Here is an 18,184-nt window from a genome sequence, read left to right on the forward strand (position 1 = left end):
GAAATGGCAACTTCACCTACAGCCTGACACCAGCCAACATCACCACCATTGGACAGGGAACAGGTAAAAACATCACCGCCACCCAAACAGATACAGCCGGCAATATCGGTACATCCCCTGCCTTTACCTTTGGGGTAGATATCACCGCTGAAGTATTGACACAGACTAGCAGCGGATTTGTCTTGACATTCGATGATGACCTAAATCTCAGTGTCCTTAACCTTTACAGCGGATTAGATGTAGCCGACCCACTCGCCCCAGTTACTGATTCACCAGACCTCACCCTCAGAGATGGTACCGGAAATATCATCAATGGCTCACTGATTTGGGATGAAACTGCTAAGACCCTCACCTTTGTTAAGACTGGTGATATCCTAGAACCGGGTAGTTACACCCTGACCCTGGAGAGCCGCCCAGATGGCTTGGTCTATACTAACGGTGAGTTAATCGATGTAGATCGTGATGGTACTCCCGGTGGTCAATTTCAATTGGAATTTACGGTGGAGAGCCAGACAGCACCAGTCCTGAGCTTACCTGACTTTAGCCGCGCACCGGGTCAAGGTGTAGATGTTCCCGCGGGGGATAACCTCATTGGTCTACCCATCCGGATAAGTAACCCCAACGGTGTTGATAATATTAGCTTCACCTTGCAATATGATCCGGGTATCCTGAATATTACGGAAGCAAATGTAGCTCCATCATCGGGTTGGAATTTCACCTCTAATACCATTGATCCTTTAACCGGACAAGCTGTGTTTACCCTGGCTGGACCTGCTCTGAGCAATAACACCGATTTAATTTTCCTCACAGCTGAGGTCCCAGAGAGTGCGAGCTACGGTAATTCTGGTTTATTACGAATCATTCCAGGTGCTGGATTGGTGGGAGATAGTGCAGTCCAACTAGTAGCAAACTTCGGAGATACCACAGGAAATCAAGGGTACAGCGCTTTTGATGCCTCCTTGATTGCACGGGTAAGTGTAGGGTTGGATACAGGATTTGAAGCCTTCCCAGTCACTGATCCGCTTATTCTGGGAGACATTACAGGTAACGGAGTATTGTCTGCATTGGATGCTGCTCGTGTAGCCCAACGATCGGTAGGTTTTCCTGTTACCCAACTTCCTGTATAGAAGCATATTGAAAGGAGGGTATCATAGGATTTGAATGTGGGGGTTTTTACCGCTACATCCCTAAACCTTTTAAATACTTGAGTCTGAATAAACAGATTCACTAGATAGGGTAGTCAAATTGTTTTGCTAATGTTGCTGTACCAGGTCTTGATGCTTTTTAGATTTAGTTACAGCACAAATTATTGAGCAGCAAGTGGGGACTTTAACCGATGGAGTGCTCACCACTCAAGATCCCGCCAGCCTAGCGATCGCTCCCACTAATGGCACACAGTTAGAAGGCAATACTAGTGAATTGTTCAAGTCGGGATAAAAACTACTAAGCTGTAAATAGCACGCGACAACTTGACCGTAAATTCTAAATCGCCCCAGAAGGTTTTAACCGGGGTGGTTTGGGCTTACCCATTGGCGAATTACCTGTAATTACATTATGTTTGATGCTTTATCTGAACGTTTAGAAAGTGCCTGGAAGAAGCTACGGGGACAGGACAAAATATCTCCATCCAATATTCAAGATGCTTTGCGGGAAGTACGCCGCGCCTTGTTGGAAGCAGATGTCAATCTCCAGGTAGTTAAAGATTTTATTGGCGAAGTCGAAACCAAAGCACAGGGAGCCGAAGTGCTGACTGGTGTGCGACCTGACCAGCAATTTATCAAAATTGTTCACGATGAATTGGTGCGCGTCATGGGGGAGGAAAATGTTCCCCTGGCCGAGACTGAGCAGAAGCCAACAATTGTGTTAATGGCTGGGTTACAAGGTACTGGTAAAACCACAGCTACTGCTAAGTTAGCCTTACATTTACGGAAATTAGAGCGTACCTGTTTATTGGTAGCCACAGATGTATACCGCCCAGCCGCTATTGACCAGCTACTGACCTTGGGTAAGCAAATTAACGTCCCAGTGTTTGAGATGGGAAGTGATGCAGACCCGGTAGAAATAGCCCGCCAAGGTGTGGAACGTGCCAAGGCGGAGGGTGTGAACACAGTAATTATTGATACCGCTGGCCGTCTGCAAATTGATGAGGAGATGATGGGGGAACTAGCCCGCATCAAAGCTACTGTTCAACCTCATGAAACCTTGCTAGTTGTAGACGCTATGACTGGTCAAGAGGCTGCAAATCTCACCCGCACCTTTCACGAACAAATCGGCATTACAGGGGCGATTCTGACCAAATTAGATGGTGATAGCCGTGGTGGTGCGGCGCTGTCAGTCCGACAAATTTCAGGAGCGCCCATTAAATTCGTGGGTGTAGGTGAGAAGGTGGAGGCGCTACAACCCTTTTATCCTGACCGCATGGCTTCCCGGATTCTGGGTATGGGTGATGTTCTTTCTCTGGTAGAAAAAGCTCAGGAAGAATTTGACCTGGCCGATGCTGAAAAAATGCAGGATAAAATCCTTTCAGCAAAGTTTGACTTTAATGACTTCCTCAAGCAGTTGCGGTTGTTGAAAAATATGGGTTCATTAGGCGGGATTATCAAGATGATTCCGGGTATGAACAAGATTTCCGATGACAAACTTAAGGAGGGAGAAACCCAGCTCAAGCGCTGCGAGTCCATGATTAACTCCATGACCCGCCAAGAACGCCAAGACCCGGATTTATTGGCGAGTTCTCCGAGTCGGCGGCGGCGCATCGCTCAGGGATCTGGTTATAGAGAGCCAGATGTGAGTAAATTAGTGGCTGATTTCCAAAAAATGCGCGGTCTGATGCAGCAAATGGGTCAAGGTCGAATGCCGGCGGGAATGCCAGGAATGTTTGGCGGCGGCGGTATGGGCAATCTTTTTGCCGGTGGTGCTAATCCTCCCTCGGCTCCTGGATGGCGGGGTTATAATAGCGGTGCTACCACGAAGAAGAAAAAGAACAAAGATAAAAAGAAGAAGGGCTTCGGCAATCTTTAGAATTTTTCCACCGTTCATGATTCCTAGCAGCTAATGCTAGGCAAGTGCTAAAATTGTCATTTTAGTACCAACCAATACGATTAGGAGAATTGTTCCTCAACCATGATTAAATTGCGCTTGAAGCGATACGGCAAAAAGCGGGAAGCAAGTTACCGCATTATCGCCATTAACAGCCTTGCTCGCCGTGATGGCCGTCCCCTGGAAGAACTGGGATTCTACAACCCCAGAACTGATGAAGTGCGACTAGATGTTCCCGGTATCGTCAAGCGACTCCAACAAGGCGCCCAACCCACTGATACCGTCCGTAGCATTTTAGTAAAAGCCAATGTTTTTGAACAGGTCAGTGCCACAACCGCATCTTAACTCCGGAATTAAATCTCTCAATGCTAGTCCCAATTATGTTGGGCTAGTTAGGTTTTTGATGCAGCCATTTTTAGAATCTCCAGAAAGTTTAAGTATTGATTGTGAGACTGCTCACGGGCTTAAACGGGTTTGGATTCGCATTGCCTTTGATACCAAAGATAAGGGTAAAGTGTTTGGTCGAGGAGGACGCAATATTCAGGCAATGAGAACGGTGATTGCGGCTGCGGCGGAAGTTGCTGGACAATCAGTCTACCTGGATATGTACGGCAGCAATGGTTTAGGTCGAGATGGAATGTCTTCTGAGGACGACCAGCAAGAGCGATCGCCTTCGGCAGCGCGCGGACAGCAATCGTCAGAACCTAAAACACGAGACACAAATGTAAATATACCCAGACCAGTTGTCAAACCAAGACTCACTAGTTAACTAAGAGAAAGTCTGAGCGTTGGTTTAATCCCGCTCAGATATTCCGTTTTTTTGTCAAAAGTTCTCAATTTAAAATTAATTTAGTTGTCAAAAAACGAATTGCATAAATTAAGCAATACATACTTATGGCAGATGCCTTAATCATTCAGCTGCCTAATATTCCCAGTGCGATCGCTCTTGGCGGTGATAGAGAGGAAAATCTCAAACTCTTATCCCGGCAAACAGGGGCTAATTTGGTATTGCGTGGGCAAGAACTACATATTGGTGGTACGGAGGCGCAAGTTCATCTGGCGGCTCAATTGGTGCGATCGCTTGAAGAAATCTGGATTAAGGGCAACACTATCTCTAGTGCCGATATTTTAACAGCTCGTCAAGCCCTAGATAATCATCGCCAAGGAGAACTGCAAGAATTACAGCGAGATGTTTTAGCTAAAACTCTTCGCGGTGAAGAAATTCGTGCCAAAACCTTTCGCCAACGCCAATACATTCAAGATATCCGTAAGCATGACTTAACATTCTGCATTGGCCCGGCGGGAACAGGTAAAACTTATCTGGCTGTTGTCGTTGCTGTGCAAGCACTCCTGAATAACCAGGTGGAAAAGTTAATTTTAACCCGTCCGGCTGTGGAAGCAGGGGAAAAACTGGGCTTTCTACCGGGAGATTTGCAGCAAAAAGTTAATCCCTATCTTCGCCCCCTTTACGATGCTATCTATGAATTTATTGATCAAGAAAAAGTCCCCAGTTTAATGGAACGTGGTGTCATTGAAGTTGCTCCCCTTGCTTATATGCGAGGACGCACCCTCAACCATGCTTTTGTAATTGTCGATGAAGCCCAAAATACTACACCCGCCCAAATGAAAATGGTATTGACTCGTTTGGGTTTCCGCTCTCGGATGGTAATTACAGGTGACACTACACAAACAGATTTACCCCTGAACCAAAAATCCGGACTAGCTGTAGCCTTACAAGTTCTCAAAAATGTTGAAGGTATTGGCTTTTGTGAATTCACTCAAAAAGATGTTGTCCGCCATCCCTTGGTTCAACGCATTGTCGCTGCTTATGAAAAATACGAAAGCTAAGGAACAATAATGATGAATTATGCAATTCGATTTTTAGACGACAAGCAGGAAGTTGCTTTAAGTTTATTTTTGCAATGGGGTAAACCCGGAGAATATCAACCTGGACTTGAAGCTTGGCAAAGTTTACAGCAACAATATGGGTAAGTTTGGCAACCTCTACCGATGTAAATGCTAAACTACAAAAACATCTGTGTAGCCTATAGCCATAGCCGCTAAGGTGTCTAGATCCGTGGTTAATTCATTCTGATTTATACAGCAATCAAAATATCAGCACTTTCAAAATCCCATAAAATTCATGCTGAGTCTCAGGGCGATTTGCACTTTTAGCTTAGTTATTTTCTGCCTACTCGGATGCAATGGTACGGCAGCAGCAGGAGAATTGTCTCAACGCCTGGCAAATTTTCCCCAGTGGGAACAGATAACATCTGTGGAAACTGCTCAAGGAGATTTGGTTTATCCTGATTGGATGGCTGGTTCATGGAAGGTGACAAGTACATTAGTAGATTTGGTTGCACCTTTAGCACCGGATATAGTCACCCCGGGATTTGAATCCAATCGCGAACAACTAAATCAACCTGTGAGTTTTTTCGTGCGTTTTATTAGACAAAAACCCCCTAGCAGTGGGTTAAAATTGATTCCGAAAATTGCCGAGCAATCATCAGTTGTGGTAGCAGATAGAAAATTTAATAGTTTAAATTTGGCCAAGGCTTATTTAGGTGAAGAAGCTGTTTTATCAGTGAAAATAGACCCACATTCACCTAATCGCCAAATTACCCGTTTACGTGGGGAATGCTTGACGGCTAAAGTTTGCGATCGCCAATTAGTTTCTATCATTAGCGCCCGCGCTACAGAAACCACCTCTGATAGTAATTTTATCACATCGGAAGTTTTTCAACAACTATTTAAAGGTGATTCGCGTCCATATTTCAATACCGTAGAATCAACTACAGCTTACAATAAATTGGCTACATCATATCCTACCGTCGTCGCAGATCAAGTAACTGCTGTTTATCTTTCACCCCAAGACCCAAATTACTTTAGAGCGGCTTCTCATCCAGTGGCCCTCTATCGGTATCGCTTAGAATTTTCACCCACAAACTGAGGACAAATATCAGAAGGGGCTAGAGCCTAGCCCCTAGCAGCTTATTTCACAAATTGGGGCATAATTTCGGCTGCGGTGAAAATCCCATAAATACCGCGGTCGTGTAATTGTTTACCAGCTTTAAGATAACCGAAGGCCGGACCACAAACATTCGCCGCCATACTGGTTTCATCTCCTAAGGTAAAGGTATGGGTGGAAATCTTACCTTCAAAGGTACGTCCTGTAACTTTAACGTTGGTGCTGAGAGGTTTTTTAGGATTGCGAGTGTCAACTATACCACCAACTGTAACGCGATCGCGCGAACAAATGCCGGCAAATTCTAACATCACATCATCAGCGTGTTCCATATTCTCTAAAGTCAACACGCCATTGGTTTTATCTAGTAGGGCTTCTACTTGTGCGTCAGTCATTGCCCTAGCCTTTTCTACAGTATAACCAGGCATATGGCCAATGTCCTCCCGAACTGTAGCCCGATAAGCTTCCCAGTTAGCAATACCGACACCAAAGGTAATTTCTACCTTGTGAATTTCGGCGTAGCTTTGGGCTGCTAAAGCCGCCGCCGCTGTTAATAATCCAGGTGTAGCACCACATCCAGACATATAAGTGATTCCGGCTGCTTGTAGTTCTGCTTTCATTGACAAAAGTTGTTCTACTGCGCTGGTGCGTTTAATAGCATCCACTAACACACCCCGCCAACCAGATTTGATAAACTCTTGGGCTACTGAGGGGATGAAATCGTTAGGGAGGTTGGGTAAGGCGAGAAAGTAACCATCTACAGGCTGATGAGTCGCAATTAAATCTTGAATGCTGCTATTGCTTAATGTCCCAAATGGTTCTAAATAACCCACAGAACCTTGAGACTGGTAAGTTTGAATACATTGTTGAGTATTTAAACCTTCTGTAGAGTAAGCGTAGCCTTTTTGGTCCCCTGCTGCGACTAAGATCATTTCCCCTTTGCTGGAGAGAAGTTTTGCGGCTGCTTGTCCCAGTCCACCAAAACCCAGAACTCCGACGCGGATAGGTTGCTTGGTTAGTTGTGTATTCATAGTGAATTTACCGTGTTAGCTGATGGCTATAAAGGTTAATTATGCTCCATTATCCTGGTTTCGTTAGCTGAATAATGCTTTTTTTATGAGAATATTTTGCTGATTTGACCTTGGATACCAAGACAGGGATGTTTATTATTTAACTTACCTCTGTGCCAAAATATTTAATAGGTATTTGTTATTATTAGCTTTGCTAAAAAGCAGTAACTAGAGCGTTTAATACATATGTACTATCAAGTGATCGCATTGTATCCCAAAGCGCAGATATTAAATAATGCCACTGGGTAAAAGCACACACATTGAAGTTATCTATGGACAGAATAATATATATTCAATGGTAATGATAAACTTTTTCAATAAAAAGTATATTTTTGTGAAGCATAAAAAGACCTAAACTACTGCTATAGCTGGCTTTCAGGGTTTTTATTACCCATTTTTTCACAGCAATCGTGAGCTTGACTAATTAGTGAGGTTAAGAGAAACTAACTAATAAGTGATGTATGTGCTTATAATAATAATAAATTTTGTAAAGATTCTGAGATATATATTTTGAGAGATGGAACATTAGTTAGCAAATGCCAAGTTTGTATCTAAATAATAATGTTCCCAGGGCTATATTTTTAGCCGGCTGCTCAGGCGGTCAAGTTCAAAAGTCGTATCATGGTTGGCCAAAAGTATGGAGACATTAGAGTTCATCATCTATCCAGACGGTCGGGTACAAGAAAAAGTCACTGGCATTATCGGCAATTCATGCGCTGAGGTCACAGCAGCAATAGAAGCACAGCTAGGACAAGTACTTAGTCATGAGCCAACCTCAGAATTTTTTGCGACTCAGTTGCAACAATCCACAGTGGCTAATACCCAAGCCACATACAGCGATTGGTAAGTTTTTCCTCACAGTTTAGTCTCATTTATTAATCACTGCCATGTCACATTTTAGCCAAATTAAGACTCAAATCCGTAACCTGGACTCTTTAAAAGATGCACTCACTGAATTGGGCATAGACTGGAAACCCGGACCCCGGGAAGTCCGTGGCTATCGCGGTCAAACCCATCCTGCGGAAGTCACTATTGAGCAGGAAAATGGCTATGACATCGGCTTTAGATGGAATGGCAAAGAATATGAATTGGTGGCTGACTTGCAATATTGGCAACAGGGCTTATCTGTGGATGGGTTCTTACGCCAAGTAACCCAACGCTATGCTTACCAAACAGTGGTGAAAGAAACAGCTCGTGTAGGCTTTGAAGTTGCAGAACAACAAAAAAATCCAGATGGCTCAATTCGCTTAGTAGTACAACGCTGGAGTGCGTAATGGCTGATTTTCTGCCGTCGCAGTCAGAAGAAGAAAACAACCGTTCCGGTGCAGAACCAGAGTTAGGCGGTTTCTTACGGGATGAGCCAGAACGCTCTGGTTTAGAGCCGGAATTGGGTGGTTTTCAGCGTCAAAAGGGTGTTTACGTAGACGAAATCACCTGCATTGGCTGCTTACACTGCGCTCATGTTGCCCGTAACACCTTCTATATTGAAGCGGATTATGGGCGATCGCGCGTGATTCGTCAAGATGCTGATTCAGAGGAAGTCATTCAGGAGGCAATTGATACTTGTCCAGTTGATTGCATCCATTGGGTTGATTACACTGAACTGAAAAAGTTAGAAGAAGAGCGGAAATATCAGGTAATACCTATTGCCGGGTATCCAGTGGAACAGGCTGTATCTACTAGTCAACGGCGGCGTAAAAAACAAAAGTTAAAACCCCCAAAAAACTCTTAATAATTTGTCATCAGAAAACCTCTATAAGATACCCGAGTTCTTCAAGAAGTCGGGTATCGGCTTATTTATTATTCATTTTCTGCAAATGTTTGAACTTTGCCATCAGGGCTGAGAAGGACTCGAATTCTGATAATTTCTCCATTTTTATTGGCAGAGACAAAGGGTTTACCAATTTCAGGCATCCCCACATCCTCAATGAATATTCTCGCAGCCTGATTTATGGGATAAATCTTGTCAATGCTACCATTATCATTAACCATTAAGCTGTACTCTAGTGTTTGTGTAAATCCACTAGGTGGCTGCCAGCGCTTTGTAAATATTTCTCGAGCTTCTGCTACTTGAGGGATATCAAATAACTGACTACCGGCGGCCAAAGTTTCCGATGTCCGAGTTACCGGTTGACTCGTTGACCTACCAACTAATGAATTATTATTATTTGACTGAGTAGGAATATTTCTAGAGCCATTGATTGTGTTTTCCCTTTGCTGTAGATTGACCGGTGAAGATGGCAAAGAACTCTGATTTGGCTGGGGATTAGTGGAAACAGACAAGGGAACTGATGAGATACTGGGTAATGTATATCCAGAAGAGAGGCTACGCTGCGCGAACGGCTGAGATAGAAACACTGGATCCTGCCCAGATGGGAGAGATGAAGAGGGATTAGTCAGGATGCTAGAATTAGATGGCTTTAGGGGCAGTTCCGGGAAAGTGCCAGTGGGAATTTGAGAGTTCGAGGCTAAGGTTTGTGGAGAGGTCAAATTACCTGGGGGCGTAACTTCGGGTTGCTGTGTGGGAACATCCACAGACGGTTTTACAGCAGTTTTCGCTATCTGTGTTTGATTTTGCCTATTATTGACAAAGTTCCAAGTCAGTGGTAAAAGTCCTACACCTAAAACCATGACTGCGGCAATGGGAGACCAAGCTGGTAATCGCAAAAGTTTATTATTGTTATTTAAATTTGGTAAGGCCATAACATCAGCAGAATACTCATCTAAAGCAGTTGCTAAATCGAAAAGTTGCAGCAAACTCAATATAATTACAGAGCCAGATGTTGAGTTAGAAAGAGAACCAAGAAATAGATTATGAGTTACATCATTGTCTGCTTCTAAGTAGATTTTGCTCTGAGATGTTTGGGAGATAAAAGATTTCGAGGTTTGAGCGCTGGGTAGTGGAGTCTGGTCAAAATCTGTGAACTCTGAATCATGAGATACTTTACTGGAATCCTGAGGTTCACAAAGACTCAGCCAAAAGTTATTTGGGGGTTGCTGTAGAAATTTTTGTACATAGTTGGTGACAACATCACACAAAATTTCTAGTTGATCGCGATCGCCCCTAATGACGATTTTACCTGCTTCTAGTCCTTGGGCATCCTCAAAATATAGCTCAAAGGTTAGCTGCTTGATCACAGTTTTTCCCATTAAATGGGACAACGGCGAACTTTGCGCCCATATTTCTAGGGTACAGTTAGGGCGTGCGTAGCGTCTAATGACAGAATTAAATGGTGGCATAGCAGAAACGACCAAGAAGACGATTATCTAAAATTGGAACTCTCTATTAGTGCTAGCCAGAGACGGCGGTGTCCACCAGGCGCACTATAAAACAGTAAATCTACAAGCAGTTTTAGTGCTAAGTTTGTGAGTAGATCCGTGGTTATTTGGTCGTCTTCTTCCATCCGTTCTTGGTAGGTATTACAGAAAGCATCGATATAATCTCCAAGTAAAGCAGCCTGATGATAGCGAAGCGGGGCGAGCCGCTGCTCCCGATTCTTTTCCGCCATTTTTTCCAGTAGACCAACAGCACGGCGAATTAATTCCTGGTGCTGTTTGGCGAGGTAGCAGGTAATGAGAACAATTGCTCGAGCTTCTTCTACATCTAGCTTTTTTCGTCCACCTTGTCCCCTGCGTAGGGGATTAGACTGACGCAATCGCCATAAAGCTACCCGGTCTGGCACTCTTGACTCTAAATTCAGGTTAATTGCCGCAGACAGCATAGCTTCGGAACCAATACCAGTGAAAGTTTCTAGCGCTAACAGCACCAAGTCTAACTGGGTCTTGATATTCTCCCACTGAACTGTGTTTGAGACTGGAAGCTTAATTAAATCGTCCCACTGAGGATTTGGTGTGGCTGAATCGGCGGCCGAGTGCATAACGTTTAGCATAGGTGATCAGTCTGTAGGGTCTGTTGCTGTTACCCATTTTGAAACCAGACCCTTAAATATTAAGGTTGGTTTCCCATCGCTTTGCTCATTTAGTCAACAGCAATAGTCTTTGTCTTACTTTACTAGAGGAAAATCAATTTTCCACCAATTTACTTGACAAAACACATGAAGTTATTGATAAATTAAATGCTTCCTTATTCATGTATAAATAAACATTGCTGAATTTAGTTAATATCTAATTGCTAATTGCTAATTTATATAAAAGCAACTAATAACTAGATATTAAAAATTTACTTGCCCGCACCCATGATATTTATTGCCTATCAGAATATAGTGGGAGCGTGAGAACCCCTACGCTTTCGCGAGGGGATGAAACGTGACTCAACAGGATTTATCCTGTCGTATCCTTAACAAAAAGGTTTTGACAGGTATTTACAAAGCATTTCTGTTCACTTAAAATAAGAAAACATCAGCAAATATGGTGAAAAACCCAAAAGATGCCAACTTAAGTAGCCACACAGCTAAGTATGACCTTAGCCAAGGTGGGTAGGGGAGCTTTGACAGTCCCAAAACGACGTAATTTACCTAATCTATTAAATTAAGTAAATCACGTTGTAAACGTTGCGTAGCATGGCTTAGGCCTGCGTAGCAACATCAGTTTAGAATCCCCTGTGTTTCAACCAGGGGAGATGTCAATTATTTAATATGAGCAATGGTGACACCACTACCACCATCTACTTGTTCTGCTGGTTGGTGGTGGCTAACTCTGGAGTGCTGATGCAAAAAGGCGTGAACTCCTTGCCGTAATTTACCGGTACCATGTCCGTGAATAATCCAGATTGGCCCTGTAGCTTCAGAAATTGCCTGATCTAAGATAATTTCCGCATCTGCTACCCGTTTACCACGCAAATCCACTGTATTTCGAGACGTGCGAATAGCTGGGGCGGGTTTTTCCGGCTGAGGAACTACCGCGGGCTTCTGTTTAACTACTGGTTCAGCTTTTTGACCATCCAAAGATTCGATGTCTTCGAGCTTAACTGTCATCTTCATCATCCCAAAGCGAACGCTGAACTCACCATCCTCATCGGGAGCAGTTAAAACTTCCGCTGTTTGTCCAAACTGGGAAATCCGCACGCGATCGCCCACTTTGGGTTTAAACCCAACTTTGGGTTTTGCTGGTGCTTTTGGTTGATATTTTTGGGCAATTTGATTTAATGCATCTGTTGCTTGTTGAGCATCTTGGGCTTTAGGTGTACCTTTTTGCAACCGACGAATAACTTGGGCAATTTCACCTTTAGCCTGAGCGATGGCTTGTTGTACTGCTACTTCCTGATCAATCCGCAAAGCTTTTTCCCGTTCCTGCAAAGCTTGAGATTTTGCCGACACTTCCTTATATAAACGTTCCGCTTGCTGCAACAAACTTTGAGCTTCCGCAGCTTTAGTTTCTTGGCTGCGGCGTTGCGCTTCTAACCCAGCAATCACCTGATTAATTTCGTCCGTAGCTCCTCCCACTTGAGTTTTTGCCTGTTCTACCACCTCCGGTTTTAAACCTAAACGCAGAGCAATTGCTAAGGCGTTAGAACGTCCAGGAATCCCCCATAATAAACGGTAGGTAGGCGAAAGTGTGCTTTCATCAAATTCTACAGACGCATTTTCAAATCGCTGATCATCATATTTGAGCGCTTTTAATTCACCAAAGTGAGTTGTGGCCATTGTTAGCCGGGCATGATTAGCTAGATATTGTAGTAGAGCGATCGCTAAAGCACTACCTTCTGCTGGATCAGTTCCCGCCCCCACTTCATCCAGAAGGACGAGGGATTGGGTATTATCTGCCTGTTCCCCAAGACTCAAAGCATTCAAAATCCGACTAATCCGGCGAATATGTCCAGAAAATGTTGATAAACTTTGCTGTAATGATTGTTCGTCCCCAATATCAGCTAATACCTGGTCAAACCAAGGTATTTCTACTGGTTCGCGGGCGGGAACAAATAACCCTACCTTCGCCATTAATGCTGCTAAGGCCAGGGTTTTTAAAGTGACTGTTTTACCACCGGTATTTGGTCCAGTAATCGTTACTACCCGAATATGGGGACTAATTAATAAATCCACTGGAACCACCCCTTGACCATGTTCATGCTGCTGTTGCCACACTAACAGAGGATGGCGTAATTGCCTTAGGGTAATGACTTCATTTTCCCCACGGTTAATAAATCTGGGAGGATTAGCTCCTAACCAAAAACTGTACCTAGCCCTGGCGGTTGCTAAATCCAATGTGGTCACAATTGCTAACAACCGTTCCAAATCTACTTTGACTGCTGCGACTTGCTGTGTCAGCATCCGACGAATGGCTTCTTCTTCAACTTCCTCTCTTCTGAGAGTCTGTCGCAGTTGGTTACCCAAAGGCACTATAGAATTAGGTTCTATATAAAGAGTAGCTCCACTGGTAGAAGTATCATGTACAATACCCGGTATCGCATCCTTTTGGGGTGCTTTTACTGGGATAACAAAGCGATCGCCTCTTTGGGTAATAATTTGTTCTTGAACTGCGCTCGATTTTGCATGTAATATATTTTGCAATTTTTGAGTAATTTGAGCGCGTAATTTACGTACTTCTGTACGAATTTCACCCAGTTTTTGGCTAGCACGGTCGGTTACTTGGCCTCGTTCATCAATACATCGGTGTATTTCCTGCTCTAGTTCGGGATAAGTCCGTAAATCAGCAACTAACTGTGTGAGTACGGTCAAATCTTCTTGATTATCAATGACGCGGCGTAAATTTCTCGCCCCTGCCAAGGTCGTAGCGATCGCTAGCAGTTCATCCCCTGCTAAAATACCGCTAAGTTCTGCCCGTTCTAAAGAATCGCCAATATCTTGAACACCCTCAAATGACAATCCCGTTGTCATTCGATTCTCCAGTTGGTAAACTTCTTTAGTCTGGGCAAGTAATTGCTCACTTTCTGCTTGAGATGCAGGTATTTTCAGATGCAGTGATGCGATCGCCCCTAGTTTAGTAGCCGCAAATGTGGAAAGATGCTGACAGAGGCGATGCCATTCGAGTAGTTCTAAGGTTTCAGACTGGATCAAGGCTTCAATATCTAATCTAAAAGAATTGTAACAATTCTGGCTGCTATAGGACTCACTCTTCAAGGAGAAAAAATTACTGGGTCATGAGACCACTGTATTACTACCTCTTGACTCTTATGCAGATATATGCTAACTATCTTCAATTCTAGCCTGAAACAGGGTCAAGTTGGCATTTAAATACAAGAGTTTCTCAAATCTGCCCAACCAACTCAATATTATTCGGACAACGGATTTTAAAATTAGTTAAATATTTCAAGAAGTTTCATACAAAATATTAAAAAATATATTCTTGTGTACAAAGAAAAAAAATAGCCAAAATCATAGTCTAATATTCTGATGTGAAAACTATCAATTTCAATTAATGCCAACTGTATACAGGTATCACAGAAGCTAGTCAGCATAGTATATCGACAAAATCTTATGCTATTTAACCCTGCCAATTTACCCTATTGGATATTCCTAGGCATGGGAATATTGCTGTTTGTATTTCTGATCATTTCCATTGGGGGAGATGGAGATGTAGAATATGATGACGATATCGATATCCAAGTCAACCTTGATCAATTACTAGGATGGACAGGCCTTGGCAAAGCTCCACTCATATTGTTACTAGCAACAGATTTGAGTTTGTGGGGTATTTTAGGGCTGATATTAAACAGTTGGGCGATTAGCCTAAGTAAAGGTAATTTAAGTGGGTTTATTAGTGGAACTGTATTATTAATTTCGCTAATTATCAGCTTATTACTGGGGAGATTAATAGCACAAGTAATTGGGAAAATATTCGCTGAGTTTGGTGAAGATACTAGTAAAGAGCGATTGATTGGTTGTCTGGGTACGGTTACTTCCTTTTACATTCCTAGTGAACAGGAAGGTAAAATCGGGCAAATAGACATACTAGATGGAAAATCAAATTTTTTGACAATTAGTGCGGTTTTACCAAAATGGGCAACTGTGTCGCCCAAACGTGGAGAAACAGTAATTGTCATTGAAATCAATCAGCAAAATTATGTTGTGATTGCCCACAACAGTCGTGATGAACAACTTTGGCTAGCCAACTCCATCAACCAAGATAAAAATTAAACAAATAGAACAAATAGGGATCATAATTATGTTATTTTGGTTAACTTTTATCCAGTCATTGCCAACTGTAAACACACATCAAACCTTACAACCAAAACAGCAGGAAACAGGATATCTCGTTCAAACTATCCCAGTGAGAACTCAATCTACTATCGCTCAAATCCATAGTTCATTGGTATTACCAGGAGTAATTGGGGCTTTCATCCTATTACTTTTATTGAGTTTGTATGCTTACACAAGAGTTTATGTAGTCACACCCAATAATGAGGCTTTCGTCAGAACTGGGGGACTGTTTACAAAAAAGAAATCGGTAATTCTTTATGGCGGTTGTATTGTTTTACCAGGATTCCACCAACTGACTCGCGTCCCCCTGCGAGAAATTTCTATTGATGTAGAACGTACTGGAAAACTAGCCGTGCGTACTAAAGACTATCTGAGAGCAGATATTAGAGTCACATTTTATGTGTGTATTAATGCCTCTGAAGAAGATGTCTTAAAAGCAGCTGCGAGATTATCTCAGAATGGTAACAAAATTACTGGGGAAGATATAAAGAACGCTCTAGAAAAACGTGCTGATGATGCCATTAGAGCAGCAGCTAAAACCAAGGATATTGCAGAAATAGATTCAGATAAATTGGGTTTTGCTCAAGAAGTCTTGAACTTAGTAGGACCAGATCTAAAAAAAGTGGGTTTAACCCTCAATAATATTGCAATTTCGGAAATATTAGAAAGTGTTACCTATGACCCAGATAACTTTTTTGATGCCCAAGGTGTGCGTTTAAGAACGGAAATTATTCAGCGTTCCATTGAACAAAAACGGGAAGTTGAGTTAACAACCCAAGTAGCAATTGAGCAAAAAGAACTGGATGCTGAAAAGCGATCGCTACAAATTGCCCAGGAGAAAGAAAGTGCAAAACTAGCGCAAAAACTCCAAGTAGAGGCACTGAAGGCACAGCGAGAACGGGAAATTCAAGAAGCAAAAGATAAAGAAGCCGCCGCTATACAAAGAACTAAAATTATTCAAGATAAATTAGTTGCAGAAGAAGAAATTCGCAAAAAATTAGCTTTACAGCAAACCCAAATAGAAGCTGAGATTGCTCTGGAAGAACGAAACAAACAGTTAAAGGTGACCCAATCCCTGCAAAAACAAGAAGCCGAAATTGCCGAAATTGACCGTCAACAAAAGGTAGAATCAGGCAGACTCAAAGCACAAGTAGAAATAGTTGAGTCAGAAAGATTAACACGCATTGCCCAAGAAGACGTTGCGATCGCCATTGCGTCCAAAAAACGTGAAAGCTTTATGGCGCAGGCAGAACAAGCCAAAGCGGAAGAATCAGTCAATACAGCCGGGGAAATTGAAAAAGCCGAACGTGACAAACGCTTGTCAACTATTGCAGCGGAAAAGGCCGCCCAACAGCTGAGTATTAGCGATCGCAATATCATAGAAATAGATGCTTTCCGCCGTCGTCGCCAAGCAGAAATTGCCCAAGAAGCAGCAGAATTAGAAGCTGAGTCAATTCGGATCCTCGCCGCAGCTAACCGCGATCAAGTTTTAGCAGAAGCAGAAGCCCTAAAAGTGAAAATTGCCGCCGAAAATACCATCAGTAATGTTAACCTATCTGCTAAAATTCTCACTACTATTTGGCCGGAATTAGCCGATAAACTCCCGGAAATTATTACCGCATTAGCACCTCAACCTGGAGTTTTAGGAGATACTCGTATTTACTCATTCCCTGGTGCCAACGGTACAAATAGCAGTCAAGATATTAACAAATTACTTCTTTCTACCAGTGGGCTTTCCTTAATTAATACCTTGCTTGACGAAGGGAAGTTAGGGGAATTAATCGGGCAATTTAGCCAACTAGTCCGTACTGAAAATCAAGTAATTAAGGACACAGACAGTAATGTTTACTTATCTAACAAGACAACACAAACTTATAGCCAGACCAACAAAGAAATTGGTTAACAATAGTTAGGAACGCTTACTTAGTATAAAAGATTTTATGACAGGCGCAGCAGTCATCATATCCTAGCTCGGAGAGAGGACTTAAGTCCTCTCTCCGTCAGGGAGGCAGAGCAATGAGTAAAAACAGAAAATTGAAATTTCCGCTGAGGTGTAACTAATTGTAAACTATTTGCTTAAAACGAGGAAATATTACTAAATCACGCTAGACGAAAAGTAGTTGATTTAATGAGGTCTTAATGCAGCATGTCACTCCCAAGGAAGCAGCTAAAATCCTTGGTGTCCATGTATCGAGTCTCAGGAGATGGGAAAACGAAGGCAAGAAGCTTAAAGCAATCCGTACACCAGGAGGTCAAAGGCGGTTCATCCTCGAAGAAGTCGAAAAAATTGGCGGAATACCCCGGACAATTAAAACTATTTGCTATGGACGAGTATCGACTCATTCCCAGCAAGATGATTTGCAACGACAACTTGAACACTTACGCACAAGATATCCAGAGGCTGAAATTATTTCAGAAGTTGGAAGCGGACTCAATTTTAAACGGAAAAAATTCCTCGCCATTCTGGAACGAATCATCGACGGCGATATCCAACGTATTGTCTTTCCCCACCCTGACCGACTTGTCCGATTTGGATTTGAATTGGTTAGGTGGTTATGCACAAAATTTGAGTGCGAACTCGTGGTTCTCAATGACCGCCAGCTCAGTCCAGAGCAGGAACTCGTACAAGATATGCTGTCGAGCATCCACTGTTTCTCTAGCAGGTTATACGGGCTTAGAAAATACAAGTCAATCATCAAAGAAGACTTACAAAAAGAAATCGCGTCACAAGGAATCGACAAAGCAGCCTCCGAACAGTGTATTGACAATCAGGCTATTTCCTAGTAAAGAATTACATCGAGTTTGGAAGCGTTGGATTGCCGCTTATCGTTATTACTTCAATCAGTGTATTAGTTAGGACTTACGCATTGACAAAAAACATGATCTATGATGGCTAGATCATGCGATCGCTATTAAGATTAGCAAAAATATGCTCACGGACAACAGAAGTAAATAGATTCCTCTGTACTTCATACCAATTGCTAATTATATTT

General features: G+C 42.8%; 16 protein-coding genes and 1 pseudogene. 13 read left to right on the top strand and 4 right to left on the bottom strand.

Annotated elements, in window-relative coordinates:
* The 7 genes and pseudogenes from NWP21_RS13780 to NWP21_RS13810 form a co-directional block, all read left to right on the top strand.
* Positions 1-1,127, top strand: a 1,127-nt coding sequence (locus NWP21_RS13780) for a cohesin domain-containing protein (RefSeq protein ID WP_280793127.1), incomplete at its 5' end; no start/stop codon positions are given.
* A gap of 427 nt (positions 1,128-1,554) precedes the next feature.
* Complete coding sequence (gene ffh / locus NWP21_RS13785; protein ID WP_280793128.1) at positions 1,555-3,021, top strand: signal recognition particle protein; 1,467 nt, start codon at positions 1,555-1,557, stop codon at positions 3,019-3,021.
* 102 nt (positions 3,022-3,123) lie between these two features.
* Entirely contained in the window at positions 3,124-3,384 is a 261-nt protein-coding gene (gene rpsP, locus NWP21_RS13790) for a 30S ribosomal protein S16 (RefSeq protein ID WP_200987113.1), read from the top strand.
* Positions 3,347-3,808 carry a KH domain-containing protein gene (locus tag NWP21_RS13795; protein ID WP_280793129.1) on the top strand — a complete coding sequence of 154 codons (462 nt, stop codon included), beginning with the start codon at positions 3,347-3,349 and terminating at the stop codon, positions 3,806-3,808. Before rpsP ends, NWP21_RS13795 begins: the two co-directional genes overlap by 38 nt.
* A 125-nt stretch (positions 3,809-3,933) precedes the next feature.
* The gene (locus NWP21_RS13800) at positions 3,934-4,887 is read left to right on the top strand and encodes a PhoH family protein (RefSeq protein ID WP_280793130.1); all 954 of its coding nucleotides are present in this window, start codon (positions 3,934-3,936) and stop codon (positions 4,885-4,887) included.
* 18 nt (positions 4,888-4,905) lie between these two features.
* Positions 4,906-5,031, top strand: a pseudogene (locus tag NWP21_RS13805) (heme utilization protein HuvX); the annotation flags it as partial.
* Positions 5,032-5,182: 151 nt separating this feature from the next.
* Positions 5,183-5,989, top strand: coding sequence for a DUF6816 family protein (locus NWP21_RS13810; RefSeq protein ID WP_280793131.1), 807 nt, complete (start codon positions 5,183-5,185; stop codon positions 5,987-5,989).
* Positions 5,990-6,030: 41 nt separating this feature from the next.
* Here NWP21_RS13810 and NWP21_RS13815 read toward each other — a convergent pair whose 3' ends face one another.
* Complete coding sequence (locus NWP21_RS13815) at positions 6,031-7,035, bottom strand: saccharopine dehydrogenase-like oxidoreductase (protein WP_271763122.1); 1,005 nt, start codon at positions 7,033-7,035, stop codon at positions 6,031-6,033.
* Positions 7,036-7,711: 676 nt separating this feature from the next.
* On the opposite strand from NWP21_RS13815, the gene NWP21_RS13820 reads away from it, so the two are divergent.
* From NWP21_RS13820 to NWP21_RS13830, 3 genes are read left to right on the top strand one after another with little or no spacing between them, the layout of a single operon-like run.
* Positions 7,712-7,921, top strand: coding sequence for a DUF2997 domain-containing protein (locus tag NWP21_RS13820; RefSeq protein WP_271763123.1), 210 nt, complete (start codon positions 7,712-7,714; stop codon positions 7,919-7,921).
* Between the two features lie 40 nt (positions 7,922-7,961).
* The gene (locus tag NWP21_RS13825) at positions 7,962-8,348 is read left to right on the top strand and encodes a DUF1257 domain-containing protein (protein ID WP_271732480.1); all 387 of its coding nucleotides are present in this window, start codon (positions 7,962-7,964) and stop codon (positions 8,346-8,348) included.
* Positions 8,348-8,806, top strand: a complete 459-nt coding sequence (locus tag NWP21_RS13830; RefSeq protein ID WP_271763125.1) for a ferredoxin — start codon at positions 8,348-8,350, stop codon at positions 8,804-8,806. The genes NWP21_RS13825 and NWP21_RS13830 overlap by 1 nt, the downstream gene beginning before the upstream one ends.
* A gap of 68 nt (positions 8,807-8,874) precedes the next feature.
* Here the strand turns inward: NWP21_RS13830 and NWP21_RS13835 are convergent, their stop codons facing one another.
* From NWP21_RS13835 to NWP21_RS13845, 3 genes are all read right to left on the bottom strand, one after another.
* Positions 8,875-10,314 carry a DUF4335 domain-containing protein gene (locus NWP21_RS13835; RefSeq protein WP_280793132.1) on the bottom strand — a complete coding sequence of 480 codons (1,440 nt, stop codon included), beginning with the start codon at positions 10,312-10,314 and terminating at the stop codon, positions 8,875-8,877.
* 23 nt (positions 10,315-10,337) lie between these two features.
* Positions 10,338-10,964, bottom strand: coding sequence for a DUF3038 domain-containing protein (locus NWP21_RS13840; protein ID WP_280793133.1), 627 nt, complete (start codon positions 10,962-10,964; stop codon positions 10,338-10,340).
* A gap of 696 nt (positions 10,965-11,660) precedes the next feature.
* Positions 11,661-14,048, bottom strand: a complete 2,388-nt coding sequence (locus NWP21_RS13845; protein WP_271731352.1) for an endonuclease MutS2 — start codon at positions 14,046-14,048, stop codon at positions 11,661-11,663.
* Positions 14,049-14,468: 420 nt separating this feature from the next.
* Between NWP21_RS13845 and NWP21_RS13850 the strand changes: the two genes are divergently transcribed.
* The 3 genes from NWP21_RS13850 to NWP21_RS13860 all read left to right on the top strand — a co-directional run bounded on the left by NWP21_RS13850 (position 14,469) and on the right by NWP21_RS13860 (position 17,975).
* Positions 14,469-15,128 (top strand): OB-fold-containig protein, encoded by a 660-nt coding sequence (locus NWP21_RS13850; protein WP_280793134.1) that lies wholly within the window; start codon positions 14,469-14,471, stop codon positions 15,126-15,128.
* Positions 15,129-15,156: 28 nt separating this feature from the next.
* A complete protein-coding gene (locus NWP21_RS13855) occupies positions 15,157-17,094 on the top strand; it encodes an SPFH domain-containing protein (RefSeq protein WP_280793135.1) in 1,938 nt (645 codons plus the stop codon).
* 236 nt (positions 17,095-17,330) lie between these two features.
* Positions 17,331-17,975, top strand: coding sequence for an IS607 family transposase (locus NWP21_RS13860; RefSeq protein WP_280793136.1), 645 nt, complete (start codon positions 17,331-17,333; stop codon positions 17,973-17,975).
* The last annotated feature ends 209 nt before the right edge of the window (positions 17,976-18,184 follow it).

Origin of the sequence: Anabaenopsis sp. FSS-46, assembly GCF_029891665.1 — a bacterium.
Taxonomy (GTDB): domain Bacteria; phylum Cyanobacteriota; class Cyanobacteriia; order Cyanobacteriales; family Nostocaceae; genus Anabaenopsis; species Anabaenopsis arnoldii.